The sequence below is a fragment of the Brevundimonas sp. EU05-FHT14B11 genome, assembly GCF_058790835.1.
In genome coordinates this window covers 447,786-468,029 of sequence record NZ_JBYTCY010000002.1, presented here as the reverse complement: position 1 = coordinate 468,029, position 20,244 = coordinate 447,786, and the positions used below count along the sequence as shown (strand labels likewise).

At 67.6% G+C, this 20,244-nt stretch carries 26 protein-coding genes; 7 read left to right on the top strand and 19 right to left on the bottom strand.

Annotated features, from left to right (window positions below; genetic code table 11):
• Positions 1–6: 6 nt before the first annotated feature.
• From AC3WRV_RS09770 to AC3WRV_RS09760, 3 genes are read left to right on the top strand one after another with little or no spacing between them, the layout of a single operon-like run.
• Positions 7–591: a glutathione S-transferase C-terminal domain-containing protein gene (locus tag AC3WRV_RS09770; protein ID WP_492313081.1), complete on the top strand. Its 585-nt coding sequence runs from the start codon at positions 7–9 to the stop codon at positions 589–591.
• A gap of 26 nt (positions 592–617) precedes the next feature.
• Positions 618–1,505: a sigma-70 family RNA polymerase sigma factor gene (locus AC3WRV_RS09765; protein WP_492313080.1), complete on the top strand. Its 888-nt coding sequence runs from the start codon at positions 618–620 to the stop codon at positions 1,503–1,505.
• Positions 1,506–1,550: 45 nt separating this feature from the next.
• Positions 1,551–1,733, top strand: coding sequence for a DUF3606 domain-containing protein (locus tag AC3WRV_RS09760; protein WP_047413801.1), 183 nt, complete (start codon positions 1,551–1,553; stop codon positions 1,731–1,733).
• On the opposite strand, the gene AC3WRV_RS09755 is transcribed toward AC3WRV_RS09760, so the two are convergent.
• From AC3WRV_RS09755 to eno, 9 genes are all read right to left on the bottom strand, one after another.
• Positions 1,730–2,191 (bottom strand): YcxB family protein, encoded by a 462-nt coding sequence (locus AC3WRV_RS09755; protein ID WP_291840831.1) that lies wholly within the window; start codon positions 2,189–2,191, stop codon positions 1,730–1,732. The genes AC3WRV_RS09760 and AC3WRV_RS09755 overlap by 4 nt on opposite strands.
• Positions 2,191–3,597: a dihydrolipoyl dehydrogenase gene (gene lpdA / locus AC3WRV_RS09750; RefSeq protein WP_492313079.1), complete on the bottom strand. Its 1,407-nt coding sequence runs from the start codon at positions 3,595–3,597 to the stop codon at positions 2,191–2,193. The genes AC3WRV_RS09755 and lpdA overlap by 1 nt, the downstream gene beginning before the upstream one ends.
• Positions 3,598–3,599: 2 nt before the next feature.
• Positions 3,600–4,079, bottom strand: coding sequence for a glutathione peroxidase (locus tag AC3WRV_RS09745; protein WP_291840837.1), 480 nt, complete (start codon positions 4,077–4,079; stop codon positions 3,600–3,602).
• 15 nt (positions 4,080–4,094) lie between these two features.
• The gene (locus AC3WRV_RS09740; RefSeq protein WP_492313078.1) at positions 4,095–5,381 is read right to left on the bottom strand and encodes a pyruvate dehydrogenase complex dihydrolipoamide acetyltransferase; all 1,287 of its coding nucleotides are present in this window, start codon (positions 5,379–5,381) and stop codon (positions 4,095–4,097) included.
• On the bottom strand, positions 5,378–5,695 hold the full coding sequence (locus tag AC3WRV_RS09735; RefSeq protein WP_492313077.1) for a DUF5076 domain-containing protein: 318 nt from the start codon (positions 5,693–5,695) through the stop codon (positions 5,378–5,380). Before AC3WRV_RS09735 ends, AC3WRV_RS09740 begins: the two co-directional genes overlap by 4 nt.
• On the bottom strand, positions 5,692–7,068 hold the full coding sequence (locus AC3WRV_RS09730; protein ID WP_492313076.1) for a pyruvate dehydrogenase complex E1 component subunit beta: 1,377 nt from the start codon (positions 7,066–7,068) through the stop codon (positions 5,692–5,694). Before AC3WRV_RS09730 ends, AC3WRV_RS09735 begins: the two co-directional genes overlap by 4 nt.
• 2 nt (positions 7,069–7,070) lie before the next feature.
• On the bottom strand, positions 7,071–8,090 hold the full coding sequence (pdhA, locus tag AC3WRV_RS09725; RefSeq protein WP_291840412.1) for a pyruvate dehydrogenase (acetyl-transferring) E1 component subunit alpha: 1,020 nt from the start codon (positions 8,088–8,090) through the stop codon (positions 7,071–7,073).
• Positions 8,091–8,204: 114 nt separating this feature from the next.
• Positions 8,205–8,522 (bottom strand): FtsB family cell division protein, encoded by a 318-nt coding sequence (locus AC3WRV_RS09720; protein ID WP_492313600.1) that lies wholly within the window; start codon positions 8,520–8,522, stop codon positions 8,205–8,207.
• A gap of 268 nt (positions 8,523–8,790) precedes the next feature.
• Complete coding sequence (gene eno / locus AC3WRV_RS09715) at positions 8,791–10,068, bottom strand: phosphopyruvate hydratase (RefSeq protein WP_492313075.1); 1,278 nt, start codon at positions 10,066–10,068, stop codon at positions 8,791–8,793.
• A gap of 114 nt (positions 10,069–10,182) precedes the next feature.
• On the opposite strand from eno, the gene AC3WRV_RS09710 reads away from it, so the two are divergent.
• Positions 10,183–10,596 carry a VOC family protein gene (locus AC3WRV_RS09710; RefSeq protein ID WP_492313074.1) on the top strand — a complete coding sequence of 138 codons (414 nt, stop codon included), beginning with the start codon at positions 10,183–10,185 and terminating at the stop codon, positions 10,594–10,596.
• Here AC3WRV_RS09710 and AC3WRV_RS09705 read toward each other — a convergent pair.
• The 6 genes from AC3WRV_RS09705 to lipA form a co-directional block, all read right to left on the bottom strand.
• Complete coding sequence (locus AC3WRV_RS09705) at positions 10,593–11,195, bottom strand: hypothetical protein (RefSeq protein ID WP_492313073.1); 603 nt, start codon at positions 11,193–11,195, stop codon at positions 10,593–10,595. The two genes, AC3WRV_RS09710 and AC3WRV_RS09705, sit on opposite strands and share 4 nt — an antisense overlap.
• Positions 11,196–11,304: 109 nt before the next feature.
• Positions 11,305–11,487: a 50S ribosomal protein L32 gene (gene rpmF, locus AC3WRV_RS09700; RefSeq protein ID WP_332653200.1), complete on the bottom strand. Its 183-nt coding sequence runs from the start codon at positions 11,485–11,487 to the stop codon at positions 11,305–11,307.
• Positions 11,488–11,618: 131 nt separating this feature from the next.
• Complete coding sequence (locus AC3WRV_RS09695) at positions 11,619–12,149, bottom strand: GNAT family N-acetyltransferase (RefSeq protein WP_492313072.1); 531 nt, start codon at positions 12,147–12,149, stop codon at positions 11,619–11,621.
• A complete protein-coding gene (locus tag AC3WRV_RS09690) occupies positions 12,142–13,266 on the bottom strand; it encodes an NAD(P)/FAD-dependent oxidoreductase (RefSeq protein ID WP_492313071.1) in 1,125 nt (374 codons plus the stop codon). The genes AC3WRV_RS09695 and AC3WRV_RS09690 overlap by 8 nt, the downstream gene beginning before the upstream one ends.
• Positions 13,263–13,718, bottom strand: a complete 456-nt coding sequence (locus AC3WRV_RS09685; RefSeq protein ID WP_492313070.1) for a type II toxin-antitoxin system RatA family toxin — start codon at positions 13,716–13,718, stop codon at positions 13,263–13,265. The genes AC3WRV_RS09690 and AC3WRV_RS09685 overlap by 4 nt, the downstream gene beginning before the upstream one ends.
• 7 nt (positions 13,719–13,725) lie before the next feature.
• Entirely contained in the window at positions 13,726–14,688 is a 963-nt protein-coding gene (lipA, locus tag AC3WRV_RS09680; protein WP_291834715.1) for a lipoyl synthase, read from the bottom strand.
• Between the two features lie 173 nt (positions 14,689–14,861).
• Between lipA and AC3WRV_RS09675 the strand changes: the two genes are divergently transcribed.
• Positions 14,862–16,415, top strand: coding sequence for an AMP-binding protein (locus tag AC3WRV_RS09675; RefSeq protein WP_291834718.1), 1,554 nt, complete (start codon positions 14,862–14,864; stop codon positions 16,413–16,415).
• Positions 16,416–16,502: 87 nt separating this feature from the next.
• Positions 16,503–16,898 carry a DoxX family protein gene (locus tag AC3WRV_RS09670; protein WP_492313069.1) on the top strand — a complete coding sequence of 132 codons (396 nt, stop codon included), beginning with the start codon at positions 16,503–16,505 and terminating at the stop codon, positions 16,896–16,898.
• Here AC3WRV_RS09670 and ygiD read toward each other — a convergent pair whose 3' ends face one another.
• Both ygiD and wrbA read right to left on the bottom strand, forming a co-directional pair.
• Positions 16,899–17,654 carry a 4,5-DOPA-extradiol-dioxygenase gene (gene ygiD / locus AC3WRV_RS09665; protein ID WP_492313068.1) on the bottom strand — a complete coding sequence of 252 codons (756 nt, stop codon included), beginning with the start codon at positions 17,652–17,654 and terminating at the stop codon, positions 16,899–16,901.
• 2 nt (positions 17,655–17,656) lie between these two features.
• On the bottom strand, positions 17,657–18,259 hold the full coding sequence (gene wrbA / locus AC3WRV_RS09660) for an NAD(P)H:quinone oxidoreductase (RefSeq protein ID WP_291834726.1): 603 nt from the start codon (positions 18,257–18,259) through the stop codon (positions 17,657–17,659).
• 147 nt (positions 18,260–18,406) lie between these two features.
• Here wrbA and AC3WRV_RS09655 point away from each other — a divergent pair, with 147 nt between their 5' ends.
• Complete coding sequence (locus AC3WRV_RS09655; protein ID WP_492313067.1) at positions 18,407–18,784, top strand: VOC family protein; 378 nt, start codon at positions 18,407–18,409, stop codon at positions 18,782–18,784.
• Here the strand turns inward: AC3WRV_RS09655 and AC3WRV_RS09650 are convergent.
• Positions 18,781–19,236 (bottom strand): hypothetical protein, encoded by a 456-nt coding sequence (locus AC3WRV_RS09650; protein ID WP_492313066.1) that lies wholly within the window; start codon positions 19,234–19,236, stop codon positions 18,781–18,783. The genes AC3WRV_RS09655 and AC3WRV_RS09650 overlap by 4 nt on opposite strands.
• Positions 19,236–20,141, bottom strand: a complete 906-nt coding sequence (locus AC3WRV_RS09645; protein WP_492313065.1) for a D-alanyl-D-alanine carboxypeptidase family protein — start codon at positions 20,139–20,141, stop codon at positions 19,236–19,238. Before AC3WRV_RS09645 ends, AC3WRV_RS09650 begins: the two co-directional genes overlap by 1 nt.
• Positions 20,142–20,244: the final 103 nt, after the last annotated feature.

Genomic DNA, 20,244 nt, shown 5'->3' with positions numbered 1-20,244 from the left:
AGCACCATGAAGCTCTACTACTCTCCCCTCGCCTGCAGCCTCGCGGACCACATCGCCCTGCGCGAAGCCGGGTTCACGTTCGATCTGGAACGGGTCGACCTGCGCACCCACCGCACGGAGACCGGCGTGGATTTCCACACCGTCAGCGCCAAGGGCTACGTCCCGGCGCTGATCCTCGACGACGGCCAGATGATCACCGAGAACGTCGCCCTGCTGGATTGGATCGCCGGCCAGTCCCCCACCCTGACGCACCCCGGTCCGCTGGGCCGGACCCGGGTGCTGGAGGCCCTGACTTACATCACGACCGAGATCCACCGGGCCTTCAAGCCGATGTGGCACGCCGGCACGGCCGCCGACAAGGCCGCGGCCGCCGCCACGATCCAGACGCTGATGGCGCCGCTGGAGGCGTCCCTGACGGACGACTTCCTGTTCGGGGCCACGCCGTCGGTGGCGGACTTCTATCTGTTCGTGATGCTGCTCTGGGCCGAGCGGTTCGGGGTGGAGACGCCCGACCGGCTCACCGCGCTGCGCGACCGGCTTCGCGCCCGACCGGCGGTGCGCGCGTCCATGACCGCCGAGGGCTTGCTTTGAAATCCGCGGCGGGTGCGAATGGACGCATGACCGGGGATCAGAGCGCCACCGACCTCTTCGAGGCGAACCGGACCCGTCTGGTCCGCATCGCCTACCGCATGCTCGGCTCCTTCGCGGAGGCCGAGGATGTGGTGCAGGAGGCGTGGATCCGCTGGCAGGGCGTGGACCTGAACGAGGTCCGCCAGCCGGCGGCCTTTCTGGTCCGCACCGTCACACGCCTGTCCCTCGACGTCATGAAGTCCGCCCGCGCCCGCCGCGAGGCCTATGTCGGCAACTGGCTGCCCGAGCCGGTGTTCGAGCCGGATGAGGAAACCCCGGCCGAGGATGAACTGACCCTGACGCTGATGATGGCGCTGGAGCGGTTGTCGCCGCTCGAGCGCGCGGCCTTCCTGCTGCATGACGTCTTCTCGGCGCCCATGGACGAGATCGCCGCCGCCCTGGGTCGTGACCCCGCGGCCGTGCGCCAGCTCGCCGTCCGCGCCCGGAAACACATTCAGGACGCCCGCCCTCGCTACCCGGTGGCGCCGGAGGAAGGCGAGCGGATCGCCAAGGCCTTCTTCCACGCCACCAACAACGGCGACGTGACGAGCCTGCGCGCGCTGTTGGCCGACAGCGTCATCCTGACCTCCGACGGCGGCGGCAAGGCCAACGCCTGGCTGCACCCCATCGTCGGCATGGACCGTCTCGTGCGCCTGTTCAGCGGTCTGCACCGCAAGCTGACCCTGCCGGCGATCCTGGTGCGCTGGACCCGCATCGACGGCCTGCCCGGCTACATCAGCTACGAACGCGACGGCACGCTGCAGACCACGGCCCTGGAGGTCGAGAACGGCCGGATCGTCGCCGTCTATATCACCCGCAATCCCGACAAGCTGGCCCGGCTGGGCCTGCCGGGATCCAGCACGGAGCTTCACTGAACGCCCGCATCGGCGTAGGCCTGTCCGTTCACGAAAGGTGCGAACATGGCGGGTCTGAAGGACAAGCGCGGCTTCATCGACAAGGACCGGCTGGATTTGTCGGAACGTCAGGCCGTCGAGTACTGGATGAAGCGCTGGGGCGTGACCCGCGACCAGATCACCGCCGCCCACCGCAAGGTCGGCCGGATGACCAAGGACATCGCCGCCGAGCTGGGCAAGAAGCGCTAGAGCGCCTGCCGATACAGGCCGCTGATCATGGCGAACGCCTCGATCTTTTCCGCCTCGCCGCCGAACGCCCGCGTCGGAACGATGAAGGCGTTATGATTTCGACCGGTCACGATGATGCCGCCCTCGGCGTCGGCGACCGAGCCGATCTGGGCCCACGGCATGCGTCCGGTCTGCGGGCCACGCACGTACGACAACCCCTCGGCGTCGAAGGTCAGGGCGCGTTCTTCCGGTCGGTAGCGCAGTTGCGGCCAGACGACCATGAAGAGGATCATCAGCACGCTGGCCGCCACGCCGAGCTGAAGCCCGGACAGGGTCGATCCGCCGACCTGACCGAGCGCGAAGCTCCCGCACAGCAGGACGACGATGGCCAGGTGGAACATCCACAGCTTGCGCAGCCATGTGACCTTGTACCAGGCCCGCAGCTCCTCGCGGGTCAGGGCGTAGCGGACCGTCAGCATCAAATGTGCAGCACGCGGCCATAGGCGTCGAGCTGGGCCTCGTGCATCGCCTCCGACATGGTCGGGTGCGGATAGACGATGCCGAACATGTCTTCTTCCGTCGCTTCCATGGTCATGGCGGTGACGTAGCCCTGGATCATCTCGGTGACCTCGTGGCCGATCATGTGGGCGCCGATCAGGGCGCCGGTCTTCGCGTCGAAGATGGTCTTCACGAAGCCCTCGGTCTCGCCGGCGGCGACGGCCTTGCCGTTCACCTTGAAGGGGAAGCGGCCGACCTTGACCTCGCGCTTGGCCTCGCGGGCGGCCTGTTCGGTGATCCCGACCGAGGCGACCTGCGGCTGGGTGTAGGTGCAGCCGGCGATGGGCGAGTTGACGTTCGGGGTCTTGAAGCCGGCGATGAACTCGGCGGCGTGAATGCCTTCGTGCGAGGCCTTGTGGGCCAGCCACGGGGCGCCGGCGCAATCGCCGATGGCGAACAGCCCCTTCACATTGGTCTGGCAGTGGCTGTCGATCTTGATGTGGCCGCGGTCCAGTTCGACGCCCAGCGCCTCCAGGCCGATGCCGTCGGTGTTGGCGGTGATGCCCACGGCCGAGATACAGACCTCGGCCTCCAGCGCCTCGGCCTTGCCGCCGATCTCGACGTCGACCTTCACGCCCGCGGCGGTCTTGGACACCTTGGTCACCTTGGCGCCGACGCGGAACTTGATGCCGCGCTTCTCGAAGGCCTTCTGAGCGGCCTTGGAGACCTCTTCGTCCTCGACCGGCATGATGCGATCAACCGCTTCCACCACGGTAATTTCCGCACCCAAGGCCCGGTAGAAACTAGCGAATTCCAGGCCGATGGCGCCGGAGCCGATGACCACGAAGGTCTTGGGCAGCTTTTTGGGGGCCAGGGCGTCGCGGTAAGCCCAGATCTTGTCGCCGTCGGCTTCCAGGCCGATCTGCGGCAGGGCGCGGGCGCGGGCGCCGACGGCCAGCATGACCGCCTTGGCCTCGACCGAGCGGCTGCCGCCGGCCTTCAGGGCGACGACGACCTTGGGAGCCGTGGAGCCTTTCTCCAGCTTCGCCTCGCCCTCGATCACCTCGACCTTGTGCTTCTTCATCAGGAAGGTGACGCCCTTGTTCATCGTGGACGCGACGCCGCGCGACCGCTGGATGATGGCGTCGAAGTCGAACGACGCGCCGGTCGCCGACAGGCCGTAGTCCTTCAGATGGCTCAGACTCTCGTACTTCTCGCCCGACTTCAGCAGGGCCTTGGTCGGGATACAGCCCCAGTTCAGGCAGATGCCGCCCAGCGCCTCGCGCTCCACAATGGCGACCTTCTGGCCCAGCTGCGAGGCGCGAATGGCGGCGACATAGCCGCCCGGGCCCGAACCGATGATGACGAGATCGAATTCAGCAGCCATGGTCAGATCAACTTCTCAATGTCGGCCTTGATGGCCCGGGGTTCGACCTGGGGCGCGTAGCGGGCGATCACCCTGCCCTCCCGGTCGGTCAGGAATTTGGTGAAGTTCCACTTCACGTCACGGCTGCCCAGAAAGCCCTTCTTCTGGCTGGTCAGCCAGTCGTAGAGCGGATGCCGTTTCGGGCCGTTGACCTCGATCTTGTCGAACATGGGAAAGTCGACGCCGTAGGTCGTGGAGCAGAAGCTGGCGATCTCGTCCGCCTTGCCCGGCTCCTGCGCCCCGAACTGGTTGCAGGGGAAGCCCAGCACCTCGAACGGCTGGTCCGCCAGCTCTCGATGCAGGGTCTCCAGCCCCTCGTACTGGGGCGTGAAGCCACAGCGCGAGGCGACATTGACGATCAGCAGGGCCTTCCCCTCGAACCGGGACAGCGGGACCTCGGTCCCGTCGATGCCGGTGGCGGTGAAGTCATAGACCGAGGTCATGCCCTGCCTTTCGTCTTACGCCAGCATCGTCACGGGATCTTCGATCAGCGGCTTGAACGCCTGCAGGAAGCGGGCGCCGGTCGCGCCGTCGACGACGCGGTGATCGCAGGTCATCGTGACCGTCATCACCGTGGCGACGGCCAGTTGGCCGTTCTTGACGACAGGGCGCTGTTCGCCCGCGCCGACGCTCATGATCGCGCCCTGCGGCTCGTTGATGATCGACGAGAACGACTTGATGCCGAACATGCCCAGGTTGGACACAGAGAAGGTGCCGCCCTGGAACTCTTCCGGCTTCAGCTTGCGGTCGCGGGCGCGCTTGGCCAGGTCCTTGGACTCGGTGGCGATCTGCGAGAGCGACTTCAGCTCGGCCTTGCGGATGATCGGGGTGATCAGGCCGCCGTCGATCGCCACCGCCATCGCCACGTCGGCGTTGTGGTGCATGGCGATGCCTTCCGGCGTGTAGCTGGCGTTGGCTTCCGGCACGGCCTTCAGGGCCATGGCGGCGGCCTTGATGACGAAGTCGTTGACCGAGACCTTCACACCGCTCTTCTCAAGCAGGGCGTTGACCTTGGCGCGCGCGGCCAGCAGCGCGTCGATCTCGACGTCGATGAACAGCGGGAAGTGCGGCACCTGCTGGACCGCCTCGACCATGCGCCGGGCGATGGCCTTCTTCATGCCGTCCAGCGGGATCAGGTCGTAGCTGCCGTCCGGGATGCCCATCTGGGCCAGCGACTGCACCGGACGCGAGGCGATGCCCGAAGCAGCGGCCGAAGCTGGCTTGGCGCCGCCCTTGCCCGCGGCCTCGATGTCGCGCTTGACGATGCGGCCGTGCGGACCGGTGCCCTTGATCGAGGCCAGGTCGACGCCGGCCTGGGCGGCCAGACGGCGCGCCAGGGGCGAGGCGAACAGGCGTCCGCCGTCGGCGGTCTTCACCGAGGCGGGAGCGACGGCCGGAGCCGGAGCCGCCTTGGGGGCCTCGGCGGCGACCGGCGCCGCGGTTTCCGCCTTCGCCGCTTCAGCGGCCTTGGGCGCGTCGGCCTTCGGCGCCGGAGCGGTCGCGCCGCCTTCATCCTTCAGACGCGCGATGGGGGTGTTCACCTTCACGCCCTCGGTCCCTTCGGCCACGAGGATCTCGGTGATCTCGCCTTCGTCGACGGCCTCGACTTCCATCGTGGCCTTGTCGGTTTCGATCTCGGCGATCACGTCGCCGGCCTTGACCACGTCGCCCGCCTTGACGTGCCACTTGCTCAGGACGCCCTCCTCCATGGTCGGAGACAGGGCGGGCATCAGGATGTCGGTCATTGCACGCTCCCGGAGGGCGCGGTCGGCTCCGCGACCGTCTGGACGTTGTCGGCCTTGATCGCCTCGCTCAGCCCCTGAAGGATGCGGTTGTACGCCTCCTTCTCATTGTGGCCGTGACGCACGGCGTAGCCGTAGGCCATGTGGCGCGCGGCGATGGCCAGCAGCTCGCCGAACTGGGCCGGGTTGTTGAAGGCGGGCTTCACCGACATCACCGGCTGATTCTTCGACCACCACATGCGGATGATCTCGATGGCTTCCGGATCGGCGGCGATGCTCTCGGGCGTCGTCAGCTGGAAATCGCTGGGCTCGCTCATGCCATCACCTGCTTCACGGCCTTGATGATCTTGTCCACGCCCGGCAGCGACAGGGCTTCCAGGTTGGCGGCGTAGGGCAGCGGCACGTCTTCCTGGTGCACCCGCAGCGGCGGAGCGTCCAGGTAGTCGAAGGCATGCTCGATCACCCGGGCCACGACCTCGGCGCCGACACCCATCGGACCCCAGCCTTCTTCGGCCGAGACCAGACGGCTGGTCTTCTTGACGCTCTCGACGATGGTCTCGGTGTCCAGCGGACGCAGGGTGCGCAGGTCTACGACCTCGACGCTGATGCCTTCGCCGGCCAGCTGTTCGGCGGCCTGCAGGGCGAAGCCGACCATGCGGCTGTGCGCGGTGATGGTGACGTCCGTGCCTTCGCGGCGGACCTTGGCCTTGCCGATCGGCACGACCCAGTCCTCGATCTCCGGCACGTCGAACTCCAGCCCGTACATCATCTCGTGCTCGAGGAAGACGACGGGGTTGGGATCGCGGATCGCCGCCTTCATCAGGCCCTTGGCGTCGGCCGCATCATAGGGCGCGACGACCTTCAGGCCCGGGATCTGGGCGTACCAGGCCGAATAGTCCTGGCTGTGCTGGGCTCCAACGCGGCTGGCCGCGCCGTTGGGGCCGCGGAACACGATCGGCGCGCGGATCTGACCGCCCGACATGTACAGCGTCTTGGCGGCGGAGTTGATGATGTGGTCGATCGCCTGCATGGCGAAGTTGAACGTCATGAACTCGACGATCGGCTTCAGGCCCGCCATGGCGGCGCCGACGCCCAGGCCGGCGAAGCCGTGCTCGGTGATCGGGGTGTCAACGACGCGCTGGTCGCCGAACTCCTGCAGCAGCTCGCGGCTGACCTTGTAGGCGCCCTGGTACTGGGCGACTTCCTCGCCGATCAGGAAGACCCGGTCATCGCGGCGCATTTCCTCGGCCATGGCGTCGCGCAGGGCGTCGCGGATGGTCGTCTTGACCAGCTTGGCGTCGGCCGGGACTTCCGGGTCGCGCAGTTCGACCTTCGGACCGGCGGCGGTGTCGTCGGTCTTCTCTTCCTTCTCGCCGGAACCGGAGGTCGCGACCGCCGGAGCAGCCTCGGCCTTGGGCGCGTCAGCCTTGGGCGCCGGCGCGGCGGCGCCGTTCTCGCCCGCCAGACGGGCGATGGGCGTGTTGACCTTCACGTTCTCCGAACCTTCGGGAACCAGGATTTCGAGCACTTCGCCCTCATCCACTGCCTCGACTTCCATCGTCGCCTTGTCGGTTTCGATCTCGGCGATCACCTGGCCCGCGGACACGACGTCCCCGGCCTTGATGTGCCATTTGGTCAGCGTGCCCTCTTCCATCGTGGGGGACAGCGCCGGCATCAAAATGTCCGTCACGATCAGGCCTCCACGTAGACGTCGGTATAGAGCTCGGACGGATCGGGCTCCGGGCTCTCTTGAGCGAACTGAACGGCCTCGGCGACGATGGCCTTGATCTCGTTGTCGATGACTTTCAGCTCGTCCTCGGTGGCCTTGGCCTGTTCGAGCAGCATCTTCACGTGATCGATCGGGTCACGGGTCTTCTTGACCTCGTCGACCTCTTCCTTGGACCGGTATTTGGCCGGATCCGACATGGAGTGACCGCGATAGCGGTAGGTCTTCACTTCCAGAATGTAGGGGCCGCCGCCTTCACGGGCGCGCTTCACGGCGCGGGCCGTGGCGTCGCGGACCGCCAGCACGTCCATGCCGTCGACCTGCTCGCCCGGGATGCCGAAGCTGGCGCCGCGCATGTAGAGTTCGGTCGTGGACGACGAGCGCTCGATGCTCGTGCCCATGGCGTACTGGTTGTTCTCGATGATGTAGATGGCCGGCAGCTTCCACAGCTGGGCCATGTTGAAGCTCTCGTAGACCTGACCCTGGTTCGACGCGCCGTCGCCGAAGTAGACGAAGGCCACCGAGTCATCGCCGCGGTACTTGCCGGCGAAGGCCAGGCCGGTGCCCAGCGCCACCTGGGCGCCGACGATGCCGTGACCGCCGTAGAAGCCGGTCGGCACGTCGAACATGTGCATCGAGCCGCCCTTGCCCTTGGACGAGCCGCCGATGCGGCCCGTCAGCTCGGCCATCACCTCTTTCGGGTCCATGCCCGCGGCCAGCATGTGACCGTGGTCACGATAGCCCGTGATGATCTTGTCGTGGCCCTGCTTGACGCTCTCCTGAACGCCCACCGCCACGGCCTCCTGGCCGATGTACAGGTGGCAGAAGCCGCCGATCAGGCCCATGCCGTACAGCTGGCCCGCGCGCTCCTCGAAACGGCGGATCAGCACCATCTCACGGTAGAATCGCAGCAGGTCCTCCTTGGAGGCCGTCGGCGTATTGGGAATCTTCTTTGAATCAGTCTTGGCGGCGGGGGCTTTCGCCATCCGTCATCTCCCGGTTGGACCCCACTCTGCAGGGTCTCTTGTCGTTACGGAAAGGGGCTTTAGCAGCCTTCGTTCCCGAAACGCAAAGCGCCCCGGCCAAGCTGTAACTAAAGTTCACGAACGGCGCGGCGCGGCGCCCTGTTCGACGGGGTGCGCGACCCGGATCACATAGTCGCGAGGGTCGGCGAAGCCCAACACGGCGCGGGCCCGCTCTTCAAGCAGATCACGCGACAGGCTGTCGGTCCGGAGGTAGCGCACGCGCACTTCCAGATCCTGTTTTTGTTCAAGAATATCCGCCAGTTGGCTTTCACGCCTTTGCAGAAGCGCGTCACGCTCTCCGCCGCTCAGCAATCCCCGTTCGCCCGTCAGGGCCTGGACGCCCAGATAGGCGATCAGCAGCAGGAGGACGCAGGAGGGGACGTAAGGCTTCATACGATCGGGCACTCGGACGCTCCTTCTGAGCGTGGACTCGTGATTGACGAGTGATGACCGAAAAGCCCTAACGAACCGTAGCTTGGCCGTAGAATCTGGCGTCGGCGCCAGCCCCGCTGACTCATCCATTTTTGGCGCACCAGCGCGCCAGACGGCGCTCCGGTCTTTGACAGCCGCATCCCCCGACGCCCCACCCGGGGCGCCGGTTCATGTTGAGGCTGCAGTCTTCTGAATTCTCGGCCCGGAAGAATGAGTTCCGGCGCTCCGCCTATTTCAGCAGCATGCCGTCGCCGTAGTACATGCCCTGGTCGCCGAGCAGTTCCTCGATGCGCAGCAGCTGGTTGTACTTGGCCGTCCGGTCCGAGCGGGCCAGCGAGCCCGTCTTGATCTGACCGCAGTTGGTGGCGACCGCCAGGTCGGCGATGGTCGAGTCCTCGGTCTCGCCCGAACGGTGGCTCATCACGGCGGTGTAGCCGGCGCGGTGGGCCATATCGACCGCATCCAGCGTCTCCGACAGGGTGCCGATCTGGTTGACCTTGATCAGGATCGAGTTGGCCAAGCCTTCGCCGATGCCGGCGGCCAGACGGGCCGGGTTGGTCACGAACAGGTCGTCGCCGACGATCTGGACGCGGTCGCCCAGGCGTTCGGTCAGCAGACGCCAGCCGTCGAAATCGTCCTCGGCGCAGCCGTCCTCGATCGAGACGATCGGGAAGCGTTCGCACAGGTCGGCCAGGTAGCCGACCATGCCGTCGGCGTCGAAGGTCTTGCCCTCGCCGGCCATGACGTACTTGCCGTCCTTGAAGAACTCGGTGGCGGCCACGTCCAGGCCCAGGTGGAAGTCCTCGCCCGCCAGGTAGCCGGCGGCCTGACCGGCCTTGGTGATGAACTCCAGCGCCGCTTCCGCCGACAGCAGGTTGGGGGCGAAGCCGCCCTCGTCGCCGACGTTGGTGTTGTGACCCGCGTCCTTCAGGGCCTTCTTCAGAGAGTGGAAGATCTCGGCGCCCATGCGCAGGCCTTCCGAGAAGGTCTCCGCGCCGGTCGGCAGGATCATGAACTCCTGGATGTCGATCGGATTGTCGGCGTGGGCGCCGCCGTTGATGATGTTCATCATCGGGGTCGGCAGCACGCGGGCCGAGACGCCGCCCAGATAGCGATACAGCGGCAGGTTCGAGCTGACGGCGCTGGCCTTGGCGCAGGCCAGCGAAACGCCCAGGATGGCGTTGGCGCCCAGGCGGCCCTTGTTGGCCGTGCCGTCCAGGCCGATCAGCGACTCGTCGATGCGCCGCTGGTCTTCCGCATCCATGCCGGACAGGGCGTCGAAGATCTCGCCGTTGACGGCGTCGACGGCCTTCTGGACGCCCTTGCCGCCCCACAGGTCCTTGTCGCCGTCGCGAAGTTCGACGGCTTCGTGCGCGCCGGTCGAGGCGCCCGAGGGCACGGCGGCGCGGCCGAACGAGCCGTCGTCCAGGATCACATCCACTTCCACCGTCGGATTGCCCCGGCTGTCGAGGATCTGGCGGGCAACGATTTCGGCGATGTCGGTCATGGGAGGACTCTGCTGTGCGAGGCGATCAGACGCCGCGTTTAGCCCGCCCTGCCCCGGCACGGCAAGGAACCCGGCTCAACCCGTCATGCGTTAGCTCTTCAAAGGAGCCCTCTCATGGAACTGAAACGCGGCCGGCTGATCGACCATGTGCACCTCCGCTCGCTCAACCTGAAGGCCGCGAAGACCTTCTACAAGGCGGTGTTCGACGCGCTCGGCATCCCCTTCACCGAGGAGGACACCCACCTCTGGGCGGACGAGTTCTGGATCGACGCGGGCGATCAGCCCACCCACGTCCATCTCGCCTTCCAGGCGGCGGATCAGGAGACGGTGCGCCGCTTCCACGACGCGGGCCTGAAGGCTGGAGGCCGGGACAACGGACCGCCCGGCGAGCGGACGATCTACCACCCCGGCTACTACGCCGCCTTCCTGTTCGATCCCGACGGCAACAACATCGAGGCGGTCTATCACGGGCCGGCGGATCGCTCCGCCGACGCCGTGACGCTCACCTTCGAGATGCCGAAGGGTTAGGAACAACCCTCGACGTATTCGATGGACGGCCCGCCGCCGGCGATCGACTTCACCTTGCCGTCCTGACCGATCTCGTACTTGACGCCGCGCGCGGCAGGTCCGGCGTGGTCGGCGGTGGCCCAGACGGTGATGTATTCGGCGGGCGCGGCCTCGTACTTGTGCGGAACCACCACGGCGGACGCGCCGTAGGCGGCCTTCACCGCCGCGGCCTCGTCGCCGATCTTGAAGCCGCGATCCGTGGGCACGGTCGAGGCGCGGGTCAGCCAGATGCTGGCCAGGGCGCCGCCGTTGGTCATGACCAGCAGGCCCTCGGGCGCGCGGGCCGGATGGAACATGTCGCAACTGGCCGGATCGGCGCCGCCGACGGCGTTCGGATTGGAGTCCGCTCCCAGCGCCGCCTCGATTTCGGCGGTCGTCATGCCGATTCGCAGCGGACCGAAGCCGTTGGCGGTCAGAACGTTGGACGGCGCTGGGGCCGGGGTCTCGGGCGCCGGGGCCGGCGCGGGCTCGGCTGGCGCGGCGGGCTCGGGCGAGTTGCAGGCGGCCAGGGCCCCGATGGAGCCGATGACGGCGGTGGTCAGCAGGATACGACGGATCATGGGGCGCTCCAGAAGATTGTCTGGAGTCATAAACGCACGAAAACGGCGCGCGAGGTCATCGCGCGCCGTTAAAATCTTTCGTCCGGCCGAAGCCGGGTCCTTCAGAAGACTAGTCTTCCTTCGGGGTCAGAACCTGGCGACCGCGATAGGTGCCGGTCTTCAGGTCGATGTGGTGCGGGCGCTTCAGCTCGCCCGTGTCCTTGTCCTCGACGTAGGCGTTGGCGCCCAGCGAGTCGTGAGCGCGGCGCATGTTGCGACGCGAGGGCGATACTTTGCGCTTCGGAACGGCCATTTCCGTCTCAATCTTCTGGTCGGGCGCCGGTAAGGGCGCGAAAACAACAGCGGCGGCCCGAACGAGCCGCCAGCGAGCGCGGGCTTATGCATGAACCCGCCGGCGATTTCAAGGCAGTTGCGGCGACAGACCTAGCCGATCGCCTTTTCCATGACGATGAAGCTCAGATCGTCGCGCAGCGGCTGGCCGAAACGCTCGTCCCCATAAGGGAATGGCAGGGTTTCGCCGGTCGCCGCGTAACCCAACCGCTCGTACCAGCCGATCAGGGTCTCGCGCTGGGGAATGACCGAGATGCGCACGCGGTGCGCGGCGAATCGGTCGGCCATGGCCGCCTCGGCGGCGCCGACCAGCCTCCGGCCCAGCCCACCGCCCTGAAGCGTCGGGCTGACCGACAGCATACCGAAATAGCCGATCCCCTCGCCGCGCCGCGCGATCAGGATGCAGCCGACCAGGACGTCGTCACGCCACGCCGTCAGAAGACCCTGCTCCGGATCGGCCAGGATCGAAGCCAGGTCCTCGGCATCCGTCCTCTGACCATCGAGCAGGTCGGCTTCGGTCGTCCAGCCCGCGCGCGACGCCTCGCCGCGATAGGCGCTTTCGACCAGGGCGTGCAGGGCGGGAATATCAGCCGGGGTCGCGTCCCGGATCGTCAGGTCAGTCATGCGCCAACATGTCGGCGACCCGTTCGCCGATGGCAAGGGAGCTGGTCAGGCCAGGGCTCTCGATGCCGAACAGGGCCACCAGCCCGTCCAGCCCGTGCTCGGACCGGTCCCTGAGCTGGAAGTCCGGCTGCGGCTCGCTCGGGCCATGCAGCTTGGGCCGGATGCCGGCGTAGTCGGGCGTCAGCGCGCCGTCCGGCAGGCCGGGCCAGAAGCGGCGGATGTAGTGCTCGAACTCCGCCGCCTTGGCGGGATCGACCGAATAGTCCTCGGTCTCGACATAGGCGAGGTCCGGCCCGAACACCCCCTGCCCGCCCAGATCCTTCCGGTAATGGGTGCCCAGCGCGCCGGGGATGGGCGGCGGATAGACCAGCCGCTCGAACGGCGCCTTGCCGGTCAGACGGAAGTAGACGCCCTTGCCCAGACGCCCCTTGGGGATGCGGTCGGCCGGATAGCCCTCGATCCGCGCGGCGACATCCTGCGCCTGCAGACCCGGCGCGGTGACCAGCAGGCCGGTCGTCAGCGTCGCGCCGCCCTCCCCCGAATCTGGCCCGCCCGCCGTGATCGTGAAGCCGCCGCCCGGCCGGGGAGCGGCGCGTTCGAAGGGGGTGGATACGACCACGGAGCCGCCCGCGTCCTCGATCTCGCCCTGCAGAGCCAGCATGTAGTCGTGGCTGGCGAACAGGCCGCTCTCGGGCGACAGGATGGCCGCGTGGGCGTTCAGACCCGGCTCCAGGGTCCGCGCCTGGGCTCCGGTCAGGTGCTCCAGCCCCTCGACGCCGTTGGCCGCGGCCTGGTCGAAGATGGCCTCGATGCGTTCGACCTCGGTTTCCTCGGTCGCCACGACCAGCTTGCCGCATTTGCGGTAGTCGACCTTGTGGCTGTCCAGGAAACCGTAGAGCAGCCGCCGCCCCTCGACACAGAATCGGGCCTTCAGCGAACCGGTCGGATAGTAGAGGCCGCCATGGATGACCTCGCTGTTGCGAGAGGACACGCCCTGGCCGATGTGCGGCGCCGCCTCCAGCACCAGCACCGTCAGTCCGCGCCTGGACAGCGCCCGGCCACAGGCCAGCCCGACCGCGCCGGCGCCCACCACCGTCGCGTCGAAATCGAAGCTCATGCCTTCGGCCCGTAGCGCCGCGCCGCCTCGGCCTCGAAGCTGGACATCAGGGCCGAGACCGCCCGGTCGAAATTGGCCTGCAGCATCCCGTTCAGAAGCGGCGAGCGGAAGGCGAAGTCGATCATGAATTCCACCCGGGTTCCCTTGGGATCGGGGAAGAACTCCCAGCGGTTCTTCAGGTGCCGGAACGGCCCGCGCAGCAGGCCGACCTCGACCATCGGCCGGTTTTGGTCATGCCGCACCCAGGTCGAGAATTTCTCGGTCAGGAAGGAGAAGCCTACCGAGGCCTCGGCGTCCTCGACGCAGACGCCCGGGCGCTCCTCGCGCCGGTTCCAGGTCCGCATGCCCGTCACCCACTTCACGAAGTGGGGATAGGCCTTCACGTCCGCCACCAGCTCGGCCAGCTGATCCGGTTGATAGGGCAGGATTTTCGTGACGCGATGAACGGCCAAGCGCGGCTCAGCGACCGGTCTGGGCCAGGCGCGCCGCCTTCAGCCGGGCGAAGTCGTCGCCGGCGTGGTGCGAGCTGCGGGTCAGCGGGCTGGCCGACACCATCAGGAAGCCCTTGGCGCGGGCGATCGCCTCATAGGCCTTGAACTCTTCCGGCGTGACGAAGCGCTCGATCGCCGCGTGCTTGCGGGTCGGCTGCAGGTACTGGCCGATGGTGATGAAGTCGACGCCGGCGGAGCGCATATCGTCCATCACCTGCATGACCTCTTCCTTGGTCTCGCCCAGGCCGACCATGATGCCGGACTTGGTGAACTGGTTCGGGTCACGCTCCTTGACCATCTGCAGCAGGCGCAACGAGTGGAAGTAGCGGGCGCCGGGCCGGATCTTCAAATAGAGGCGCGGAACCGTCTCGAGGTTGTGGTTGAAGACGTCGGGCGTGGCGTCGATCATCACCTCGGCCGCCCCGTCCTTGCGCAGGAAGTCGGGCGTCAGGATTTCGATGGTGGTGTTGGGCGCCTGCAGGCGTATCTGGCGCACCACCTCGGCGAAGTGGGCCGCGCCGCCGTCGGACACGTCATCGCGGTCCACCGAGGTGATCACGACGTGGTTCAGGCCCATCTGGGCGACGGCCAGCCCGACCTTGGCCGGCTCTTCCGGATCCAGCGGCTGGGGCAGGCCTGTCTTGACGTTGCAGAAGGCGCAGGCCCGCGTGCAGGTGTCGCCCATGATCATCAGGGTGGCGTGCTTCTGGCTCCAGCACTCGCCGATGTTCGGGCAGGCCGCTTCTTCGCAGACGGTCACCAGCCCCTTGGAGCGGACGATCTCCTTGGTGGCGTTGTACTGGCCCGATCCGGGCGCCTTGACGCGCAGCCAGTCCGGCTTTTTCAGCACCGCTGTCTCCGGGCGGTTCTGCTTTTCCGGGTGACGCAGTTCGGACGGCGTCTTCTTCAACGTGTCGATCAGGGTGACCAAGGCGGGCTCGGGCTCCGAAGGCTTGAAGGCGGTATGTCGTCTTTCCCTGCGGCGAAGGCAAGGCGCGGCGGAACCTCACGCAAGGTAACGCATCTTTTCAAGGTGAACGCCGCGCACTAGTTTCCCCGCTCTAAAGCACGGGCGCGGGACAACGCGCCGACGGAGGATGAGTTTTGCGCGTACCGCTGGAAGCCAAGGTCGGCGAAGAAACCATATTCGACGCCCTGATCGCCGCGCGTGAGACCTATGGCGACAAGGAGATCCTGGAGGACCAGGATCGCAAGCCCCTGACCTATACCGGCCTGATCCGCGCCGCCTTCGTCCTGGGTCGCAAGATCGCCGCGGTAACCGAACTGGAAGAACGCGTCGGCATCCTGCTGCCGTCCAGCATGGGCGTGGTGGTGACCTTCTACGGTCTGCACGCGCACGGCCGCGTGCCGGTGATGATCAACTTCACGGCAGGCGAGCGGAACATCAAGGCGGCGCTGGCCGCCGCGGGCGTGAAGAAGGTCCTGACCGCCCGCCGCTTCATCCAGCAGGCCAAGCTGGACGAGCTGATCGCCGACATTGAGACCGTGGCCGAGATCGTCTGGCTGGACGACGTGCGCGCCTCCATCGGCCTGCAGGACAAGCTGTACGGCCTGATGGCCGGCATGATGCCCAAGCGCTTCGCCGTGAAGGCCGACCCGTCGTCGCCCGGCGTGGTGCTGTTCACCTCCGGCAGCTTCGGCGCGCCCAAGGGCGTGGTGCTGAGCCAGTGGAACCTGGTCGCCAACTGCCGCCAGGTCGCCCAGCACATCCATCTGAAGCCGGAGTGGGTGATGTTCAACCCGCTGCCGACTTTCCACTGCTTTGGCCTGACCGGCGGCGTGCTGCTGCCCCTGCTGCAGGGCATGAAAGCCTTCCAGTACCCCTCACCGCTGCACGCCAAGCAGATCGTCGAGCTGTTGCCGCAGGTGAAGGCCTCGATCCTGTTCGCGACCGACACCTTCCTGAACCAGTACGCCCGCGTCGCCGGGCCGGACGACTTCTCCACGCTCCAGTTCGTGGTCGCCGGCGCCGAACGGGTGCGCGACGAGACCCACCACTTGTTCAACACCCGCTTCCACGGCCTGAAGCTGCTGGAAGGCTACGGCGCCACCGAAGCGGCGCCGGTCGTGGCCGTGAACCATCCGGACCGCAACCGCCCCGGCTCGGTCGGCCAGATCCTGCCCGGCATGGACTGGAAGCTGGAAGAGGTGCCCGGCATCGCCGAGGGCGGCCGGCTGTACCTGCGCGGCCCCAACGTCATGGAAGGCTATCTGTCCGCCGACGACCCCCGCGCCATCGAGCCGCTCAAGGACGGCTGGCATGACACCGGCGACATCGTCGCCATCGACGACGAGGGCTATATCGAGATCCTCGGTCGGGTGAAGCGCTTCGCCAAGATCGGCGGCGAGATGGTCTCCCTGACCGCCGTCGAGGGCCTGGCCAGCGCCGTCTGGCCGGAATCGCGCCACGCCGTGGTCTCCATCCCCGACAGCCGCAAGGGCGAGAAGCTGGTGCTGGTCACAGACCGCAAGGACGCCGATGTCGCCCGCCTGGCCGAATGGGCCCGCGAGCACGGTGCACCCGAGCTAGCGGTGCCCAAGAAGATCATGCGCGTCGGCGAGGTGCCCGTCCTGGGCACGGGTAAGACGGACTACGTCGCCATCCAGCAGATGGCCGAGGTCGACAAGGCCGCGTGACCTGGGCCGCCTGATCAGGCCGGTCTGACTTGTCCCCCGCCCGACTCGGCTCAGAGTGCCGTTCTCTGAAACGAGAGGGAGGGTTCCATGTTCAACAAGTTCTCCGCCTATCAGCCGCAGCTGCTCAGCGTCCTGCGGATTGTCACGGGTCTTCTGTTCATCAGCCACGGCACGGCCAAGGTGCTGGGCTTCCCGGCCGTCGACGGCGTGCCGCCCCCGGGCCTCAGCCTGGCCGGCCTGTCGGGTCCGCTGGAGCTGGTGCTGGGCGCCCTGTTCCTGATCGGCCTGTTCACCCGTCCGGTCGCCTTCTTGGCCTCCGGCTTCTGCGCCGTCGGCTACTGGATGGTCCACGCCAAGATGGGCGCGTTCCCGATCGTCAACGGCGGCGAGACCATCGCCCTGTACTGTTTCGTCTTCCTGTATTTCGTCGCCGCGGGCCCTGGCCCGTGGTCGGTCGACAGCGCCATGAAGAAGGGCGGCTGATCAGCCGATCCTGACGCCCGTCATCGAGATCGATCCACCCTCGATGACGTCGTTGAAGAAGCTCACGTCGTCGCCCGGCATCCGCTGGGCGGCGACGTAGAGCAGCGGCAGATAGTGTTCGTCGGTCGGCACGCTCAGCTGGGCGTCCTCGGCCAGGCCGACCCAGTCGACCAGGGCGTCGTCGTCGCCGCGCACGAAGGCGGATTTCACCGCCTCGTTGAAATGCACCGCCCAGTCATACGGCTCGCCGCCCGCGCGCTTCCAGGCGCGCAGGTTGTGCACGAAGTCGCCCGAACCGGCGATGATGATCCCCTCGTTCCGCAGCGGCGCCAGGCGTCGAGCCAGTTCATAGTGACCGCGCGCGTCCAACTGGCGGTTTAGCGACAGCTGGACGATCGGCACATCGGCCTCGGGCCAGACGTGGGCCAGCACCGACCAGGTCCCATGGTCCAGACCCCACTGTTCCGTCTGGACGGCGCCGGTCAGCTCGGACACCCGCGCGGCCAGCTCCGGCGACCCCGGCGCGGGATATTGCATCGCATGCAGTTCCGCGGGGAAACCACCGAAATCGTGGATAGTTTCAGGATGCGTCTGCGCCGTCACACCCAGCCCGCCGGTTTCCCAGTGGGCCGAGACCATGACCACGCCCTTCGGCTTGCCCACGGCCTCGCCCAGCGCGCGCCAGGCGTCCGCGAACGGACCGCCCAGCGCGTTCATCGGGGAACCGTGACCGAAGAAGATCGCCGGTTGCCGCATGATCAGCCGAACAGCTTCTTCGCCGTCTCGGCGACGTAGCGGCCCTGGAAACGGGCGCCGTCCAGCTCGTTGTCACTGGGCATGCGGGCGCCGGTCCCGCCCGTGATCGTCGAGGCGCCGTAGGGCGAGCCGCCGGTGATCTCGTCCATCGTCTGCTGGCCGCTCCAGGCGTAGGGCAGGCCCGCGATCAGCATACCGTGGTGCAGCAGGGTCTGGATCAGGCCGATCAGGGTGGTTTCCTGACCGCCGTGCTGGGTCGCGGTCGAGGTGAAGGCCGCGCCGACCTTGCCGACCAGCGCGCCCTTCATCCAGACGCCGCCGGTCTGGTCCCAGAAGTTGCGCATCTGCGAGGCGGCGGTGCCGTAGCGGGTGCCCGCGCCCACGATGACGGCGTCATAATTCTCCAGATCGGCCGCGGTCGCGATCGGCGCGCTCTGATCCAGCTTGTAGCCGCTCTCCCTGGCCAGCTCTTCCGGCACCAGTTCCGGCACGCGCTTGATATCGACCGTCACGCCCTCGATCGAGCGCGCGCCCTCCGCGACCGCCTCGGCCATGGTTTCGATGTGGCCGTAGGTGGAGTGATAGAGAACCAGAACGCGGGCCATAGGGCATCTCCTGAGGGTTTAGATACAGCAACAGTATCAGTGCCCATTTGAGCGGTCGGCCGGTCAGGCGCAAGAGCCCGCCGCAGGAATGTTGCGAAGACCGTTCCGGTTTCCCACGTCCATCCAAATAGGCCGGGAGCAGCCCTCATGTTCGATCATCTTTCCGTCGGCGTTCGCGATCTCGACGCGGCCCGGCGCTTCTACGCCGCCTTCTTCTCGCCCTTGGGCCACGGCGAGGCTGCGGCCTCGGACTCGGAGCTCGCCTTCGGCCCCGGCGGTCTGGTGCGTCAGTTCTTCGTCTATCCGGTGTCAGGCGAACGCGTCGCCGGCCTAGGCAGCCACATCGCCTTCTCGGCCCCCGGCCGCGCCGCCGTGCACGAGGCCTTCGACGCCGCCGTGGCCCTGGGCGCGACCATCGTCCGCCCGGCCGGAGCCCACCCGGACATCGCCTCGGATTACTACGGCGCCGTGCTGCTGGATCCGGACGGCAACAAGCTGGAGATCGTAGCCGGTCCCATGCACTAGGCCCGGTTGATCGGACACACCCGGTCGTAGAAGGCCTGGTCCGCGGGGACGGTCATTCCGCGCGACAGCCGGAAGCGGTGCTCCACCACCATCGCTTGCTGCTCGATGTTCAGATGGTCCCAGTCGCAATCGGCGGCCAGGGGATAGGCGTAGCTGGCCAGGCTGTCCCCTGCCCCCAGCTTGGCGGTCAGCAGGTTCACGCCGTGCTGCGCCTGCCAGACGTGGGTCAGCTCATGGATGAAGGTCGACTGGCGGCCCAGCGGCGCGGTCGACAGATCGGCCGGCAGCGACCTCTTGGGCCAGACGATCCAGTCCCGCCAGAACCAGCGGCCGGGCACGAAGGCCCGGTCGAACGGCCATGGGGCCGGCAGGAATCGGATGGTCTCGCACTCCAGGCTGTCCCCGAAGGCCTCGCGGGCCAGCTCGGTCTCGCCCGGCGTCAGCGGACGCATCAGGGCGCCGGGGGCGCGCCGACGTAGCCGCCGGTCGGGCTGACCCACTCCCAGTGCCAGGGTTCATAGACATAGGGGACGAAGCCGAACCGCCCCGCGTTCCGGACCAGCCAGCGATAGGTCGGGCCGCGCGTCATGTGCAGGCGGCTCAACGCCGAGGTGTTGTCCACCCCCAGCCCGGCGATCTGGCCGACGTAGAGGTCCACGGCCGTTCCGGTCCGGTGCGGCGAACAGGCGGCGCGGCGCAGGCCGTCGCAATTGCCCTGCTGGGCGCAGCGGGCGGCGTCCGCCTCGGGATCCCGGAAGCCGGAGAAGATCTGCAGCAGCTCGGGATCGTTGGCCACCTCGGGCACCTCGGCGCGGGCGGCGGCGACCAGCTCGCGATAGGCGTCCAGCACGTCGCGGCGCAGCAGCCGGGTCAGGCGGTCGGCGTGCTCCTCGGACTCGACCAGATAGCCGAGCTGGTACAGCGGCGGCGGGTCGGGACAGGGCTGCTCGCGCACTCGGGCCATGATGAAGGGCCGCCGCTCCTGCCAGACGCCGCGGAACACCTGGAATGTCGCCGCGTCGAACCAGCCGGTCGGCGGCAGGCCGTGGCTGTACTGGAACTCGGCCAGCGCCCGGGAGAAGCGCGGCGACGCGGGCGCGCAGTCCGTGCCGATCTCCTTCTGGATCAGCGGCAGATAGGTCTCCCAGCCGAACTCGGTCGCGCTGAAGGGCGCCCATTCCATGCGCTGGAAGGAGACGGCGTTGGCGAAGGCCGGGCCGCCCCATTCGACCGGATCGGCCTCGCAGCCGCCGCGCCCCTCCCCACGTTCCTGGGCCGAGGCGGCGCCGGCCAGGCACAGGCCCGCCAGCAGGGCCGCGCTGGCCGCGAGTTTCGACAGGAGGACGCCCCGGATCATGGAGGGATGGTGGCCCGGAGATCATGTCGGCGGCAAGGCCCTTCGCGACCCTCGCGCGCGGACGGCAAAGGCGGCATGGTGGCGCGGACGGCGACTCGGGACC